The organism is Runella sp. SP2, assembly GCF_003711225.1.
Classification (GTDB): domain Bacteria; phylum Bacteroidota; class Bacteroidia; order Cytophagales; family Spirosomataceae; genus Runella.
The window spans coordinates 945,825-961,467 of record NZ_CP031030.1 but is presented as its reverse complement, the minus strand read 5'-3'; the positions used below and the strand labels follow the sequence as shown (position 1 = coordinate 961,467).

Below are 15,643 nucleotides of genomic sequence, written 5' to 3'. Positions count from 1 at the left end.
AGCTGTTTTTTCGAGCTAAAAACAGCTATGGCAAAAAATCGCGACCAAGCCGTTATCGACCTCGTAATACAGGGACGCTCGGCAGAATCGACTTTTAAGGCAATTCAAAAAGCGAGTTTCGACACGGAGAAGATGCTCCGAAATATGTCGAAGGCGGCGAATCCAGAGGAATACGCCAAACTTGTCAAAGAAGCCCAACTTCTGAAGCAGGCACTCGCTTCCATGAATGGGGAGATTCATGGCACGACGCAAAGCCTGAAGAATCAATCTTCGCAACTTCAAGCTACCCAAAGTGACTTTGGAAAATTTGCGAAAGGCGCCAACTCCATCATGTCTCAGGTGATGGGGGGAAATTTGGCCACGCAAGCTATCTCCAAAGTGCTTGACATCTTTGCACGTGCCCCCAAAAAAATTGCCGAGATAGCCGATGAAATGACGGGGGTCGGCAAAATGACTGGCCTTGCCAACGATGAAGTACAGCTGCTTTTTGACAGTTTTGAAGAACTCGATACGCGAAGCACACGCAAAGAACTGGCTGAGCTAGGGGAGATTGCTGGAAAGCTTGGAGAAAGCACCCTTGAGGGAGCTGAGGAGTTTGTGAAGGGAGCCGACGTCATCAAAGTAGCCTTGGCGAAAGATTTGGGTGGGTCAGCTGAAGAGGCCATAACGAAGATTGCCAAGATTATCGAAATCTTTAACCTCAAGAAGCAATTTGGGATTCAAGAAAGCTTTCTGAAGGTAGGCTCGGCTATCAATAGTCTGGGAGCGAGCAGCTCTGCTAACGAAGAATACATTGTCAACTTCACTACCCGCATGGCGGGCATTGCCCCTACGGCCAACATTGCAGTTGCTGACGTGCTTGGCTTGGCCGCTGCCATGGATCAGATGGGGCAGTCGCCTGAGCTGGCTGCTACCAACATCGGAAAAATGCTTATCGCCCTGGGCAAAGACGTGCCTTATTTCTCGAAGGTAGCGGGCATGAGCGTCAAAGAGTTTTCTACCCTCCTAAACCGCGACGCCAACGAAGCATTCCTACGAGTGATTGCGGGGGCTTCTAACTCAGGTAAAGGACTGGAGGGACTAGCCACAACCTTCAAAACGCTCGGTATTGATGGCAGTGAGGGCGCTCAGGTGATTGGAGCACTTGCTGGTAAAATTGACTTGGTACGTGAGTCTCAACGCCAAGCCAATACTGAATTTACGGCAGGCACATCGGTACTGGAGGAATACAACCGGGCCAACAATAACAGCGCTGCCGTGCTGGACAAAATCTCCAATAAGCTGGAGCAATTTTGGATGTCGGTCAAGGAAAACGGCGACCCATTTGTGTATTGGTTGGGAAGGGTATTTGGAGTAGTGGATGCTTTTCAAAGCAAAATCAATGAGCTTAGTGAAACAGGGGCCAAATCGCAAAAGGTGGCCAATCAGCTACAGCCACTCGTTGAGAAGTACGAAGCCTTGATAAAACAAGCCAAGGCTGGTAAAGATGTACAAAAAGAGCTCAATGAAGTCACTCAACAAATCTCAAAAATAGCTCCTTCGGCTGTGACAAGTTGGGACTCCTACGGCAATGCGGTTGCGATTGCTTCAGGAAAAGTGCGTGAATTTCTTGGGCTACAACGAAAGGTAGTAGAAGACTCCAAAACTCAAAGCGTACAGGCGTTAGAAACCGAAATCAAGCGTATTCAAAAAGTAAGGGAGCTGGCCGACAAACAGCTCAACTCGGGTAAAACCCGAAACATGTTTTCGTTGCAAAGCAGGGTTGGCGAATGGCTTGGGATTGATAAGGAATACCGCCAAGCAACCAACGAAGAAACCAAAGCTCGCCGTGAGCATTTGCTCAAGTTGATTGACCAAGAAAAAACGCTGAGAAATCAACTGAATCAGCTTAAAAACAAATCAATCACTGAAGACACAAAACCCACTTCAACTACTCCAACAACATCGGGAGGGGGTAAGACTGGCGCTGGCCCTGGTAAAACGGAAGTAGATGAGTTTCGGCAGCTGAAGGATGAACTCAAAAAGCTACGGGAGGATGCGCAGCTCGACTTGCTCGACAAAAACAAGCGCGAAGTACAGGTAGTGAAGTTTAAATACGAGCGCCTACGGGAGCTGGCCAAAGGCAACAAAGACTACCTGAGCCAACTTGCTACCCTCGAAACCAACGAGCTGAACCGACTTCAAGAAGAGCAAACCACCAAAGCCGCTGAAGAAGCCGATAAGAAGCGCCAAAAAGCCAACGAAGCTTATGCAAAGCAGCTTGAGGAAAAGCAAAAGCAAGCCGACGAGCTGGCTCAGAAGCAACGCGATGCCCTGACCGAAATCGACAACTTTGTGAACCAGAGTGCCGAGAATGAGCTTGCTTCGGAGCTTACATCTGCCGATAGGAGATTTCAAGCACTGCTTTCACAAGCGGAAGAAGCTCAACTGACCGCCCAACAAACTCTTCCACTCTGGGAAGCCTACTGGGCGCAACGCGAGGCCATCGAAGCCAAGTTCTACGCTAAATCTCAGAAGAAGGTTGATGAAAAGCGCGAAAAGGAAATAGAGCAAACCATGAAGCTCACCAATACGGTGGGCGATATTTTTGCGAGCTTCTTTGAAATTGCGGCTTCCAACGAAACCGAGTACGCTGAATTTCAGCGCATGGCTACGCTCATCCAAATCGCCACTAATACTGCTAGCGCCATTAGTGCAATGACTGCGAAAGGAGCGTATGCTAGTTTGACTCCTATCGATGCGGCCATCAAAATTGCGACGGGCGTGGCCACCGTACTTGCCAATATTGCAAAAGCAAAGGCGGTACTGGGGCAAGCTGAAAAGCTGGAGCAACCCAAAATCCAACGAATGCCTACGCGGGCGACGGGGGGATTTACGGACTTGCTCTCGCTGACGCTGGACAATGGCGGCAAGCCCGAAGGCTATGTGAGGCGACCAACGCTGTTTAACTTGGGCAACCGAAGCTACATAGCGGGAGAGCGAGGCCCCAACGGGCGGGGTGGTACCGAGTATGTGTTTAGCAACCCCATGCTTCAGAATCCAATCACTGCCAACTTTGTGGCCATGACGGAGGCTTTACGCCAAAGCGGGTATGATTTTACTAGGCGGGCCGATATGAAGTCATCCAACAATCAAACGGCCAACGGCGCAAACGACATGGCGGCCATGATGGCAGTACTCATCGAGGAGCAACGGGCTACGCGCAGTGCAATGCAGAAATTTGCCCAAAAGCCCTGGAACTACGCCAAGCTGGAGGAACAGCAAGAGTTTATCGACTACATCAAAAATGCACATAGCGCCTAGGTATTTCCCCTGTCCTACGTTTCTGGCCACGGACGGGGGTTTTTTGCGCCCAGATTCCAAAAAGGATTGAAACTTTTTGGACGCTTAACAAACATATCAAATTATCAACGTTATGAAAAAACTCTTAAAAACTCCCATCACCTATTACGGTGGAAAACAAATGATGCTCCCAGCCATCTTGCCAAAAATCCCTGCACACACGCTGTATGTTGAGCCGTTTTTTGGTGGCGGGGCCGTTTTTTTTGCCAAGGAGCCGAGCGAGGCCGAAGTAGTCAACGACATCAATCACCGCCTTACCACTTTTTACCGCGCCCTCAAATACGACTTTGAGGACTTACAGCACAAAATTGATGAGACGTTTCACTCACGTGCCCAGCACGCTGAAGCGTGGGAGCAATACGACGCAAGCAAAGAGGACATTCAAGATGCCTTAGCTCTGGCATGGAGCGTGTGGGTTCAGACCAACATGAGTTTTGGATCGATGATTGGGGCGGGTTTTGGCTACGACCGAGCAGGTAAGTGCGCCCTGAAGCTTTTCAATAAAAAGAATGGGTTTACGGACGCCTACAAAGACCGAATGAAGCGGGTGACGATTGAGTCGTATGATGTACTGAAGGTGATAAAGGCGTACGATACGCCCGATACTTTCTTTTATCTGGACCCTCCCTACGTGAGCGCCAACCAAGGCCACTACGCGGGGTATTCGGACGATGACTTCCGAAAGCTGCTGGATGCGTGTGCTTCGATGAAAGGTAAGTTTTTGCTTAGTAGCTACCCTGAGTCTATTCTTGCTGACTACATAGCCCAACATGGCTGGAATGCCGAACAACACGAAAAGACCCTTGCCGTGGATGGCCGACGCGAAAAGACCAAAAAGAAGATTGAGTGCTTAACGTGGAATTATGAGGTGAGCAAGTAACTACTAAAAGAAAAACACCCCCGTCGGTCGCCAAACTTAGAAGGTGTTTTTGGAGAAGTAAAGTTTGTACAAAGCTACCAATCATTTTGTATCGTCCAAAATTTCGAGAGGATGCTTTGTTGGCTTTGTTAAAGGAGTCGGTACGTACCTCCATTGCAATAATCCAAATCGGTTTATGGCAGGATTGGGCTGAATACCAAGAATACAGTAGCCTTCTTCTATCCCATACTTCCCACCTGTAAGTACATAAGTGACATTGTAGTAGAATTCAGATTCTTCAGATACGTATTTCTGTTTCTTCTCATCGTAGGGGCGCATGATAAGAATATCTCCCACTTGAAAGTCTCTATCGTTTCGCCTTACCTCGAATGTCTTGGCTCCTGATAGCAGTGGGTTTACATAATTTTTATGGACTTTTAGTTCGTGGATTTGCATCTTGTAAAGGTTGGGAGTTAAGTTGTGTGATAGAAATTTAGCAGTGTGGTTACTGCAATAGTCGTATAATTTGCCCCTCTATTCTGACCGCAGAATGCTTAACAAGTCTTGTGAGTTTTTGGAAAGCATGGCGGCGCTCTTCGACCGAGGCCGAGTTGAAGTGCCAGTAGGTCTTTAAATCCACAACGGCAATATTTTCTTCCTGAAGTAGAAAACCACCACTTGGTAACTTAAAATCATCTAACTCAGCAAGGTAACGTACCTCAAGCGATACGGCGCATTGGTTTCGTGGATAGAACGTCCAAGTAAGTTTCATACATTTATTTGATTAGCATAAAGTCGGCGATTTCGTCGGGGTCGGGGGTATTGAGAACCATTGCACCGCCGTATTCGAGACTGTAGGTATTGTCGGAGCCAAAATAGTGCACAAGGTAATTGCCCGTGGCCATCTGAAAGTTTACTTCCAAGATGTGGCTGTGAACGTCTCGGATGGCAGGTTTGGGGAAGGCGGTTCGAAGCCGCTCACGGATTATGTCGAAATGATGCATAGTGGTTAAAGGTCATCTTCGTCGCTAAGATATGACGTTTTGTGGCTAGATTTCATTGTCATGTCGTAGAACTTTTGCTCTTCGATACAGTCAGGGCAGCGGCCATCATCGATGACAACGTCTGTCTCTTCACCGCAGCTGCGGCATGTACCATCTTCAAGGTCTGCCCAGGAATAAGTAGTAGTGGTAATCATTGTGATGTTGGCTTATATTATTAATCAGACCATGAAGAGCTGCTACTATCAGAGGAGCTATCTGATGAGCTGGAATCAGACCATGAACTACTGTCGGATGAGCCTGAGTCAGAGGAGTAGCTGTCGCCAGCACCACCGCCACCAAAATCGCCACCACCAAATAATGGACTGTCAAAAGTGCTACTGCTGTACTTGAAGGCATCAAACATGTCATCGGCCTTAGGTGTTGGGTTGTCTAAACTACTATGCTGAAACTGACTGTAATCAGTTACTGAGGGGAAATGTGAACGGCTGCGCTGATATACATTAGAAATGTGAGTGGCCGCAGGGGTGCTGTCGGGGTACTCGGGGTAGTCTTTATAATGAGGCTTGGATATTGGCTTTTTTCTCCGCTTGAGGTATAAACGAATAAAAAATAAGATGACGCCGATGGCTACCAATAGAATCAGGCTCAGGATCAACGCGTGTTGTGTGTTCATAATGGAGGTTGGTTTATTATTTGATGGAAAGGGTCATGATTTGATTAAAAGCATTTTGGGCATCCTTGACTATTTTTCGATAGCCTTCAAGTTCTTCAGCTAACGATTTTGAATTGCGCTCAAAATGCGTTTTTTGGTTTTGGAGTTCTCGCTTGGCAGCGGCAAGGCCATTTTGCAGTTCTTCGTAGTCGATGATAATACGCTCAATGACCGACTGACCGGTCTTGAGTCCATGCGTTTTCATGACCTTGTTCATAATGGCCACGATTTCGGGCTTTTCGTCTAACCCACGTAAGGTTATTGTACGAAACTCTTTTTCGTTTGCTATCATTTTTACATTGTAGTTTAGCGATGGTGCGCCAGAGCTGGCGCTGATGGAGTGCGTAAGAAGTTTTTTTGATAGCAAATTTTGTCGGCCGACAGCTGTGGCCACTAAGCCAGGAACGCGAATTTGCTATCAATTAGGTTTTTTGATGTCTAGTTTAGGGAAATAAGGTTTTAGAAGTTGTTGGGTGCGAGTTCTTGCTTTACGGTTCAGCTTCTTTTAAGGTGCCGTAACGTTCAAGCAGTTTTAGGGCTTGTTGAGCATACGCGGCTCCAAATAACCAGCAATCGGTTGGATAGTGTCGTAACTTTCAAGCAGTTTTAGGGCTTGTTGAGAGCGAATTCTTGCTTTGCGTTCTTGGACTATTTCTTCGAGAATGCTGGTGACCGTGTCGAAGTCTAGGTTTGAAGAACCAAAGATGGAACCGATGTTGTTGGTGTCAGCCTGCTTTAAAGTGATTACGATAAAGCCACCATCAGCGCTCTTCATTAGGTTTGCTAAGTGTTTTATTTTCATAAAAATTGGGTTGGTTAGGCACCTCCTTCGTCGGTGTGACAAATGAGGTAGATGATATTTTTTTGATAGCAAACTTGTGCGCCTGGCTTTGCCTGAGCTGCTCGCTGCGGCGAAGGTTTGCTATCAAAAGTTAATGCTGCACCTGGTGATCCTGAAAATGATACCGACGATTATGCTATCATTTAATACCTGTCTTCATCCCATTTGTCTTTATGGTCGGTCACTTCGACTGATGGGGCTTGCTCTAGCTTGAGAGCATCTTTAAACGAAGCTCCATCGTAATGAAATGGATACTTTTCAAAGAATTCTTGAATTTTCTGTTTAGCTTTTTCGACATCACGTCCGAGATATTCGAGTGGGCGGTCAAGAATTAATTTCATTCGGTTAAACTCGGATAAGTCTCGTTTATAGTTGTGCACGGCCTCGACATCGTCCTTGATTTTATTGATGGCTTGAAGCATATCTGCCCCAGGAGCAACTTCAGCGATGATGCCGATTTTTTCGTTTTCGTAGTTTCCAAGGTTGAAAACTTTGCTGTACTCAATTGATTTGTAAGTTAATTCCATGACACTTAGATATTTAAGTTTGATAAACTAAAGTCTTCGCCTAAAGGCGAGGGATTTTCTCCCATTCCCCGAAAGGGACATTAATTATAAATGAAGCTTGTTGGCAACATTAGCTAGTATAATACTGCTGGTTTACCATTCCACAGATTTTTAGAATAAGCCCATATTCGTAGGTATCTGGCTTAATCAATTTGTTATCAAGGCTTATGCTGGTGTGGTCGTCAGGATGAAACCACACATCGAACGCCAGTGCTTCAGCTCGCGTGAGCTTTAGTTTCCATTCTCGGTCGCCGCCAAAAATATGGTAGTCGTCAACATGTTTTGCGAGCTTTCGTCGTACCTCCATTAGGTTTGCGGCAATCACGTAGTCGTGAGGCTGGCTTTGTAACTCCTTCATTGTTACAGTCCTAAGGGCGCTGTCGATGAGTCCAAAAATTGTTATCGTTGCCGACTTATTCAGTTCTAAGGAGAGCGTCATTCCAAAGTTTGTTCTTTTTGAGGGAGGCATGGTTTTAAGCTATTCATAATTAAATCTTAATAAAGAAAGTGGCCATTCGTTACCAATTGCGCTATCCGATTTTGGCTCGTCAAATCGGTATTGTGGGTTACATCGTGAATTGATGCTTCGAGTACAAGCGGGCCCCATTCCTTAATCTTTTGCATCCAGTGGCTTTCCCAATAAGAAGGTGGGTAGCCTTGCTTACCACGAAGTTTGTATAAGTACTGATTATCGTACATTTTCTTGGGTTTCTCCCAAGGTTTCATGTTGATGAATCTTACTACTACGGCTCTGGAAGCGTAGTAATGCTGCGAATGACGTTTTTCTTCTGATAATTGTGCCATAATTGTGAGTAGTTAATATGAGTAAAATCCTTCGCCAAACTCCGTCATCCATGATTCTACATAGACAATCTGTGTTGGATTTTGGTCTTTTTGTTGCTTTTTCTGGGCTCGAATAGAGAGGCGGTGTATCTTTTTCGGCTCAAAACTCCGTGCCTTTTGCTCTAAATATTGCTCGCTGAACTTGGCTTCTACCTCTTTGCCGTAGGTACGCGCCCAATTTTGGTAATAGACAAAAAGCTGTAGTTCATCCTTGCCAATGTGCGAGGCACGTGGTTTACCCGCTGCCCATCGTTCAAAATCTATTCGTGCGCTGTTGAGTAGGAATTCGACTCTATTTTCACGCTTTCTTAACGAATCTTTGGCGAACCATTCTGCTGTTCGCGCAAAGCCAAAGTTGTTCTTCGGGTCAAAATAGCCTAGCTTTTTCTTGCATTTATAGGGCATGTCAGGCGAGCGGTCGGGGTGTTTGTCGAACCACCGTTTTGCGAGCTGCATTCTGTCCATAAGTTCGTTGTAGTAATCCGCCCATGCTACGTCGCTCTGGCTCAGAGCGAACTTTCCAAACACACCTTCGTAGATTTCCAAAATGGCCTGCCGTTGGTCTTCTTCCGTGAATTGGCATCGTGGATACAACTGCGTTTTGGCTACTTTCCAAAAGCCCGTGGTTAGGTTTCGCAGGTAGTTCGGCAAGCTTATCCACATCTTTTCCAGCTCCGAATATTCGGCGGCCGCGCGCCCCCCCTGTCTTGTTTCCGTGGCTACAGGCTTGTAGGAGGCTGGTTCTTGGCCATTTTGCACAAGACTGTGCGGATCCTTGTTGTTTCCGTGGTCATGTTTCAGTGTTTGTCCACATTTGTCCGCACTTATTGTAGTTGTATATTGTATCTGTGGGTTATAAATAGGCGGCATTTTTTGCCGTACTGGCGCTAAAGAGGCCGTTTTGGGGGCTGCTACCTCAGGCATGGTTTCCGCTTCGCCAAACAAAATTTTTGGAGAAATCCATATTTTGAATGAGTGCTGTCGGCCACAGAAGGAGTATTTTTCAATCAGACCGACTGTAATCAGCTTTCGGATATGGTCGTAGCAGCTACGACCTGAACGGCTCAGGCGCTCTCCCAGCTCTACCCGATTGGTCGCTACGTACACGTCGTCAGGCCGTGCCATGCCATGCACTGCGGCATTAGCCTTCCCCCAAGCTTGCGAATAAAGCGCGATTAGGTGCATTCCTGTGGCCTTGACAGAGCCTTTGAGTGTGCCTTTTTTCATTACGAACTCCTTCGTAATTACTTCACCGTCAGGCGTGTGCGACGTTCGCTTGGAGACAAACGTTTCACAGTTTTCGTTGTAATCTTCAACTCTCGCACACCATCGTCTTATGGCTTCGTGGTAGTTGATTTGTTGTGTTAGCTTCATTTTTTAAGCAAAGTTGATCCATGCGACCTACAGGGGGGCATTACTCCCCCTGAGGCCACGAACTTGACTGGCGTCCTCGTTGTCTTAGCTGGGGTATCGAACCCCGAGCACTTTCGCAATGCCAATTCATTACGTAGTTACTCTACCTGTAAGCTAAGTTCCTCCCAGTTTATGAGTCAGGTTGACTACTAAGCGCATCTTGATGGGATTCAAGCTCTCCCTACACTCACCATTGCCGCAAAGACTGGGTACGGTTGGATTTTTCGTAGTGGTGACTGGACTCGAACCAGTGCTCTCAGGTAATGAGCCTGCGGGATGACCATCTTCCCTACACCACTTGCCCCTCACTCTCGCTTTGTGCGTCTTCAGTGTTGAGAAATTGGCTTGGGGGCAATGCCCCCAAGAAATCCGAATCTACTCAACGTTATGAAAAACTCTATTCTTCTTGTTCCTCACTCACGTAGGGATATACCTCTAAAATTGGAGTGAGAATAACATCTGTAATTTCGTAGGGAATCAGCATTGTGGCTAGGCTTTTTTCAATCCGCTCGATGGCCTGTTTGATACTGTCGGCGTTGACAAGCATGTAGCTGATAATTTTCTTTTCTTTGACCGCTCCCCTGCTGTCGTCAATCGACACGTAGAATGTCTTCACTTTGTACCACTTCTCCCCACTTTCATCCTCGAAGTGAAACACGTCTGAGAGCTTCATCTTGGTGATGCTTACCACCGTGAACTCTTTCAAAACCTCACTCAGCACCTTAAATGCCCTAGCTTCGGCATCCGTGAAGCTGACACAGTCAATCAGGTAAGTTTCGGTTATTACTTTAAATGACCCATTTTCTTGTTCCTGGGTATATTTAATTTTGACAAGGCTCCAATTTGGCATGGCTAGTCAAGGTTTCTTTTAGATTCGACTCTTAATAAAAACGGCATACTCACTGCGCAGAAAATAAGCCAAAGGATGAAATCAAACAGGCTTGTCATGACGGCAGCTCCTTTCCATGTTTTATGGCACATCGAGCGGGGCCATGCCCACTCAATGCACTTGAGGTTTGAAAACTTTTTTCACAAATTGGGCACTGGTGCTTGGTCGTTTGAACGGGAGTGGCTAGCGATGTTTCGGCACTTACCGTGCCTTGAGCTAACGACTCTCGTTGCTGAAAAGCACCAAGGAAATGCCCTAAGCTTATACCTGTATGCGATAACGCGTCCATTATACGTCTCATGTCCACACGGTTTTGATGCTCGTTTGGATTGCTGAGAATACCCTCCAAAAGCTCATTTGCTTTTTGAAGGTGTCTTGAGTGAGCTACACTTAAAGGTAAAGAGGTCATAGCGGCTGGTTTTGGAAACATTCTTCAACGGCCAAAAATGAATTGAGGAGCTGGGGAAAGCTCACCAAAAATATGTTATTGAGATAAGCATCCCACTGATTGGTGTTGGGGTTTAGTTCGACGTGGCCAATAGGAACTTCCAGCAACTTGGGGACGCCATCGAGCCGCGCTTCCTCCGACAAGCCCACAAAAGCATAGTTTGTGTCAGATTGTTTGAACCAAGCTGTCATGATTTCTTTAGTGTTTTGAGGTCACGGGTTACATCCCATACTATCCAGCAGGCGAAAATCAGCATCGCTGAAAAGCCGACAGTGATAATGCAGTCCAGTAGCGTTATCATGATTGTGTTTGATAGGGGGCGTGATGTTGGTAATAATATTCCACGTTCTGTGACAACCACTGGGTCTCGATAGGCGATGGAATGACGTCTCCTGCCATTATTAGGGTAAAACGGGTGTCACTTTTATAGCCAAATTCGATGTTAAACAACTTCTTTAGCTCTCCCTTAGACAGCTTGGTAATTACATTGCAATTGTACTTACCTCTAATTTCTTCGATACTCATAGGTTTGACCGTTTACTAATTTTTTATAGTATTTTTTGCCTCTACTGCCAAAATGTTGTTAATTTGTTACCAAAGTAATCTTGGTTTGAGATTCAAATATATGATAGTTATCGCAATAATTCCTAATATTTTGGCAATTATTTTGATTTATTTCAGAATTTATTTTTACAAATAACTGAATATCAATATTTTAAAAAATGAAAAACACCATCTTAATTACGAATAAAATCAAATTATTCACCTGCTGGTTAGTGGTTAATTTGGGGGGAATTGTTCATTCACTCGCTCAAGATAAGTACTATGGAATTATGCCTGTTTCAGAAGAAAAGGTGGTTTACGAAGAAGTAGTCTTAGTAGATAGTTCATCACAAGTAAATTTACGTAAGAAGGCAAAAATATGGTTTATAGACTCGTATAAATCCTCAAAGGACGTCATAAGTTTAGATGAAGATGACGAAATTATTGGTAAAGGATTTTTTAAAACAATTATGCAAGGAGGATTCATGAATTCATACCCTGTAGATGTTCAGCACACAATAAGTGTTCAGTTTAAAGATGGAAGGTATAGATACAAGATTTCTAATATACAACTCAATTATCAGGTAGTTATAACACAAAATACCCCTCCTAGAGACGTCAGCGTACCACTTGAGAAATGGGTAAACGGTAGCCAAAAAAATGTAGAAAAAAGGTTTTTGATAAAGCTTGATGAGCAAATAAAGCTCATCATTGACTCACTGAAAACTGGTATGAAAAAAACGGAGAAAAAGGACTGGTAAGGTCTCCTTGTAATTTCTTAACTATTTGACAATCAATTTAAACACATTTAAAATACTGTAAACATGGACTTTGAACAGATTGAAGATAACGTAATCAAGGCCATCAATAAACGCCTTATTTTAAAAATCAGAAAAAAAGGCTACGACTTTGATATAGAGATGGAGCCTTATTTGGAGGGACGCGATTTTTTGCAATATGGTTTTGTATGGGGCTATATCCCATTCAATGATGTGTATTATAAATTTTATTTTGATTTTATTGAAAAAGTAACTGTTACCAAAACACACTTTGAGCCCAAAACAGGCTTACAGTATTACTTTTCTGACGAGGAAGAGCATTATGCTGGCGATGAGTCTATTGTTCACTGGAGGAACTTTGGGAGACCTGCTCCCTCGAAAACCCAAGATTAGGGTTATGATTTGGGCGGGGCAATACCTCGTTGTTGTATTGCCAATCCCAGAAGAGTTCTACTTTAAGTACCCAAAGTTGCAGTAAAAATTGTCGATAGGAAAACTTGCGACGGTTAGCAACCCCTACTTGGGTAGTATAACGACATCGAAAGCCCCATTGGTGGGGAAAGAGGTGCAAGGTGATACCAGAATTATAATAAAAAAAGGCCCAAGCACTTTTGTTATTGAGGTTTAAGACCGCAGGCATAGTTAACTATTTGAATACCCTATTTTGAGAATAAATTAAAAGTAAAGTAAATCTACTAAAAATGGAAACAACAATCGCAGACCGATTTAAGATTCTTATAAAAGAACTTAAAATGACCAACAACTCTTTTGCAATTTCTATTGGAAAGAATTCAAGCACTATCAACTATATCGTAGATGGAAAAAGTAAGCCCAGCTTTGATGTTCTTGATGCCATTTTTTCAACCTATCCAGAAATTAATCCTGCATGGTTAATGCGCGGCCAAGGGTCAATCAGAATATCAACTGAAAAGTCATCTGGGCAAGTTGATATTATTGAAAAAGTTGAGCAGTTTTTCTCAAATAAATACGAGCAATTGATAGAACAGAAGAACAATGTCATCAATGAGCAGAGATTCATGCTGGAGCTTCTGAAGAGTCAATTGGGAAAGCTTGAGTGTGCTACCGGGACTGGCGTAGTTAAGCATCCTGCTATTGTAGGGGTGTTTTTGGAAACTTTAGGCCAACTAGCCTAATTTTTTCGCCTTTGCGGGCGATACGTCGGTGGCACACAGTTAAGTTAAGCGCTTAACGCAGTCAAATAGAGGGCTTTGTGTTCTTAGGTGTGAATCCCAGCGGGATCACAAAAGACAAGACTAACCAAGTCAAACCAAACAAAAAGCCGCTTGTACGTACGTATGAGCGGTTTTTTGTTTTGCTACATTTGCTCATATTTGTACTTTGTTTCAGTAAATGTTTCAGTAAATGAGCAAAATATCTTTTCATGTTGAGCTTGATAACCGTGTCAAAAAAGACGGCACCCAGAATATTCAACTACGAATCACGCAAGCTCGAAAAATGTATAGAGTTTCCATTGGACACTCTATCGAAAAACGACACTGGAACGAAGAGAAGAAAGAGGTAAGAAAGACCCATCCACAACACCTCTTAATTAATGCTGCAACCAAAGCCAAAATCCTTGAAGTTGAAAAGACCTACTTGAAGAGTCAGGTAGGTGGAAAAAAAGTGAGTGCTTCCACCCTAAAAAAACAGCTAAAGAAGGAGATTATTGGTGATAGTTTCCTAGAATACGCAAAACTACGGTCGAATAAAATAGACAACCCAAGCACTAAACGAACTGCGATTGCCATCATTAACAAACTTGAGGTCTTTTTGAAGGGAAATGATTTACTTTTTGAAGAAATAACCTATGACTGGATAAAGGAGTACGAACGCTATTTAAAGAGTCTTGGAAACGCTGTCAATACAATACACAATAACCTCAAAATCCTCAAAGCAACCTACAATGATGCAATAAAATCAGAGGTTTATGAGCCAGAGAAGCTATCACCTTGGTCAAAACATTCTGCCAAGAAATCTAAAACCATTCGGACAAGGCTTACCCTAAATCAAATTCATCAACTTGAAAAACTGGACTTACAAGAGGGGACGAACAAAGATCATGCTCGTAATTTCTTCCTTTTTTCATTTTTTATGCAAGGCATGAGAGTGACGGATGTACTGCAACTTTGTTGGTCTAATATTGTCAATGGGCGACTTGAATACACTGCATCCAAAACACAAAAATCAAGATCAAAGAAGATGTCAACTCAAGCCCTGGCCATTGTCGAAAAATATAGAAAGCCATTTTTGAGTAATAGCGAATATATTTTTCCATTCTTAAAAAAGTACCAGCAGAAAAAGCTCGATAAAGATGTTTGGCGTAAAAAAATCGAAGCAGCTACTTCTGTAATTAATAATGAGTTGAAAGAAATAGCGCCTTTGATCAATGCCGCCAAGCTAACAACGCATACCGCAAGGCATAGCTTTGCTGAGTATGCTAGAATAAAAACTGGCGGCAACGTAACTGTTATCTCAGCTGCACTTGACCACAGTTCGATAAGCATTACGCAGACTTATTTTAACGAAGGTACTCAAAGTGAGAATGACGATTTGGTTGACAACCTTTTTGGGTAAGTTATTTTTGTTACAAACACAAAATAGCCCCAAAAAACACTAGCACTTGTATTTCTTTGTTTAGCTTGTGTGATGGGGCGTTTTTTTTGTGTGTTACCTTCTGAGCAAGACAATCACCAAAAAGACCAGAACGACAATGGCCATGATTGCGTACCGCCATTTTTTTTGGTGCTTCAGCAGCTCATCGCTTTGCCTTTTGTTCTCTACCTTTAGGCTCACGATTTCCTCTTTCAGTTCTGCGCTCTGCTTGAGCAAGTTGGTGTTTTGGCGTTCGTAGATGTCCGCCTTTTGTACTTTGGCCGCCAACGCTTCCAGAGTAGTGCGCTCAATACTAATTTTTGCGCTTTGTTGGGCTTTGGACTGGCTTAGGGTTGGCAAGCTGCTCAACGTAATTAAGCAAATCGCCGTCAGCCATAGACTGAACTTTTTCGTCAATGAATTTCTTGTTGATTTCATCAATTTGGATGTTATAATTGTTAGTAATAGCTTCTTGTTGTGCCCTAAAAGCACGAAGTTCTTCAAGGATATGCCGATTTGACACGCAACTGGACACGCCTAAAAAGGCGATACTCGACACGACAATCACAGGGGTTTTGTTCTTAAAAAACTCAAGCACTCTCATTAGAGAATTATCGCGCCACCCTAGCCCCGTCATCGCAATGACAAAGCAAAGAATGGCCAAAAACACGCGCGATGCTTCCGAAAGGTCGTCAGACCATTTTAGGAGCATGACCCCCGCAATTGCGAAGGCCACGCCAATCAAAGAGGTAAGAGGGTTGCGTAAAACGCGGTCAGTGAATTTCATAAAA

General features: G+C 44.1%; 21 protein-coding genes and 1 tRNA gene. 6 read left to right on the top strand and 16 right to left on the bottom strand.

All coding sequences use genetic code 11. From position 1 onward, the window contains the following. Positions 1-27: 27 nt before the first annotated feature. The gene (locus DTQ70_RS03875; RefSeq protein ID WP_122929590.1) at positions 28-3,303 is read left to right on the top strand and encodes a phage tail tape measure protein; all 3,276 of its coding nucleotides are present in this window, start codon (positions 28-30) and stop codon (positions 3,301-3,303) included. Positions 3,304-3,415: 112 nt separating this feature from the next. Then, positions 3,416-4,222 carry a DNA adenine methylase gene (locus tag DTQ70_RS03870; protein ID WP_122929589.1) on the top strand — a complete coding sequence of 269 codons (807 nt, stop codon included), beginning with the start codon at positions 3,416-3,418 and terminating at the stop codon, positions 4,220-4,222. 81 nt (positions 4,223-4,303) lie between these two features. Here DTQ70_RS03870 and DTQ70_RS03865 read toward each other — a convergent pair whose 3' ends face one another. From DTQ70_RS03865 to DTQ70_RS03800, 14 genes are all read right to left on the bottom strand, one after another. Beyond that, a complete protein-coding gene (locus tag DTQ70_RS03865; RefSeq protein ID WP_122929588.1) occupies positions 4,304-4,657 on the bottom strand; it encodes a DUF3850 domain-containing protein in 354 nt (117 codons plus the stop codon). 49 nt (positions 4,658-4,706) lie between these two features. Further along, positions 4,707-4,973, bottom strand: coding sequence for a hypothetical protein (locus DTQ70_RS03860; RefSeq protein ID WP_122929587.1), 267 nt, complete (start codon positions 4,971-4,973; stop codon positions 4,707-4,709). A gap of 4 nt (positions 4,974-4,977) precedes the next feature. Next, entirely contained in the window at positions 4,978-5,205 is a 228-nt protein-coding gene (locus DTQ70_RS03855) for a hypothetical protein (RefSeq protein ID WP_122929586.1), read from the bottom strand. A gap of 214 nt (positions 5,206-5,419) precedes the next feature. Further along, positions 5,420-5,878: a hypothetical protein gene (locus DTQ70_RS03850; RefSeq protein ID WP_122929585.1), complete on the bottom strand. Its 459-nt coding sequence runs from the start codon at positions 5,876-5,878 to the stop codon at positions 5,420-5,422. 16 nt (positions 5,879-5,894) lie between these two features. After that, entirely contained in the window at positions 5,895-6,209 is a 315-nt protein-coding gene (locus DTQ70_RS03845) for a hypothetical protein (RefSeq protein ID WP_164489851.1), read from the bottom strand. A 240-nt stretch (positions 6,210-6,449) separates the two neighbouring features. Continuing rightward, the gene (locus tag DTQ70_RS03840) at positions 6,450-6,719 is read right to left on the bottom strand and encodes a hypothetical protein (RefSeq protein ID WP_122929583.1); all 270 of its coding nucleotides are present in this window, start codon (positions 6,717-6,719) and stop codon (positions 6,450-6,452) included. Between the two features lie 182 nt (positions 6,720-6,901). After that, entirely contained in the window at positions 6,902-7,285 is a 384-nt protein-coding gene (locus DTQ70_RS03835; RefSeq protein ID WP_122929582.1) for a hypothetical protein, read from the bottom strand. A gap of 109 nt (positions 7,286-7,394) precedes the next feature. Beyond that, positions 7,395-7,763 carry a hypothetical protein gene (locus DTQ70_RS03830; protein WP_164489850.1) on the bottom strand — a complete coding sequence of 123 codons (369 nt, stop codon included), beginning with the start codon at positions 7,761-7,763 and terminating at the stop codon, positions 7,395-7,397. A 56-nt stretch (positions 7,764-7,819) separates the two neighbouring features. Next, the gene (locus tag DTQ70_RS03825) at positions 7,820-8,128 is read right to left on the bottom strand and encodes a hypothetical protein (RefSeq protein ID WP_122929580.1); all 309 of its coding nucleotides are present in this window, start codon (positions 8,126-8,128) and stop codon (positions 7,820-7,822) included. A gap of 12 nt (positions 8,129-8,140) precedes the next feature. Next, positions 8,141-9,541, bottom strand: coding sequence for a hypothetical protein (locus DTQ70_RS03820; RefSeq protein WP_122929579.1), 1,401 nt, complete (start codon positions 9,539-9,541; stop codon positions 8,141-8,143). A gap of 266 nt (positions 9,542-9,807) precedes the next feature. After that, positions 9,808-9,879, bottom strand: a tRNA-Met gene (locus DTQ70_RS03815). A gap of 98 nt (positions 9,880-9,977) precedes the next feature. Then, positions 9,978-10,430, bottom strand: a complete 453-nt coding sequence (locus DTQ70_RS03810) for a DUF4494 domain-containing protein (protein WP_122929578.1) — start codon at positions 10,428-10,430, stop codon at positions 9,978-9,980. Between the two features lie 94 nt (positions 10,431-10,524). Continuing rightward, positions 10,525-10,770, bottom strand: coding sequence for a hypothetical protein (locus tag DTQ70_RS03805; RefSeq protein WP_164489849.1), 246 nt, complete (start codon positions 10,768-10,770; stop codon positions 10,525-10,527). A gap of 104 nt (positions 10,771-10,874) precedes the next feature. After that, positions 10,875-11,108, bottom strand: a complete 234-nt coding sequence (locus DTQ70_RS03800; protein WP_122929576.1) for a hypothetical protein — start codon at positions 11,106-11,108, stop codon at positions 10,875-10,877. Between the two features lie 531 nt (positions 11,109-11,639). Here DTQ70_RS03800 and DTQ70_RS03790 point away from each other — a divergent pair. The 4 genes from DTQ70_RS03790 to DTQ70_RS03775 all read left to right on the top strand — a co-directional run bounded on the left by DTQ70_RS03790 (position 11,640) and on the right by DTQ70_RS03775 (position 14,834). After that, a complete protein-coding gene (locus DTQ70_RS03790) occupies positions 11,640-12,221 on the top strand; it encodes a DUF4468 domain-containing protein (protein ID WP_122929574.1) in 582 nt (193 codons plus the stop codon). 63 nt (positions 12,222-12,284) lie between these two features. Next, complete coding sequence (locus tag DTQ70_RS03785; protein WP_122929573.1) at positions 12,285-12,632, top strand: hypothetical protein; 348 nt, start codon at positions 12,285-12,287, stop codon at positions 12,630-12,632. A gap of 308 nt (positions 12,633-12,940) precedes the next feature. Then, positions 12,941-13,393, top strand: coding sequence for a helix-turn-helix domain-containing protein (locus DTQ70_RS03780; protein WP_122929572.1), 453 nt, complete (start codon positions 12,941-12,943; stop codon positions 13,391-13,393). Between the two features lie 229 nt (positions 13,394-13,622). Continuing rightward, entirely contained in the window at positions 13,623-14,834 is a 1,212-nt protein-coding gene (locus tag DTQ70_RS03775) for a site-specific integrase (protein ID WP_122929571.1), read from the top strand. 93 nt (positions 14,835-14,927) lie between these two features. On the opposite strand, the gene DTQ70_RS30570 is transcribed toward DTQ70_RS03775, so the two are convergent. Together DTQ70_RS30570 and DTQ70_RS03770 are read right to left on the bottom strand one after the other, a co-directional pair. After that, positions 14,928-15,212: a hypothetical protein gene (locus tag DTQ70_RS30570; RefSeq protein ID WP_164489848.1), complete on the bottom strand. Its 285-nt coding sequence runs from the start codon at positions 15,210-15,212 to the stop codon at positions 14,928-14,930. Then, positions 15,166-15,639: a hypothetical protein gene (locus DTQ70_RS03770; protein WP_122929570.1), complete on the bottom strand. Its 474-nt coding sequence runs from the start codon at positions 15,637-15,639 to the stop codon at positions 15,166-15,168. The genes DTQ70_RS30570 and DTQ70_RS03770 overlap by 47 nt, the downstream gene beginning before the upstream one ends. Between the last annotated feature and the right edge of the window lie 4 nt (positions 15,640-15,643).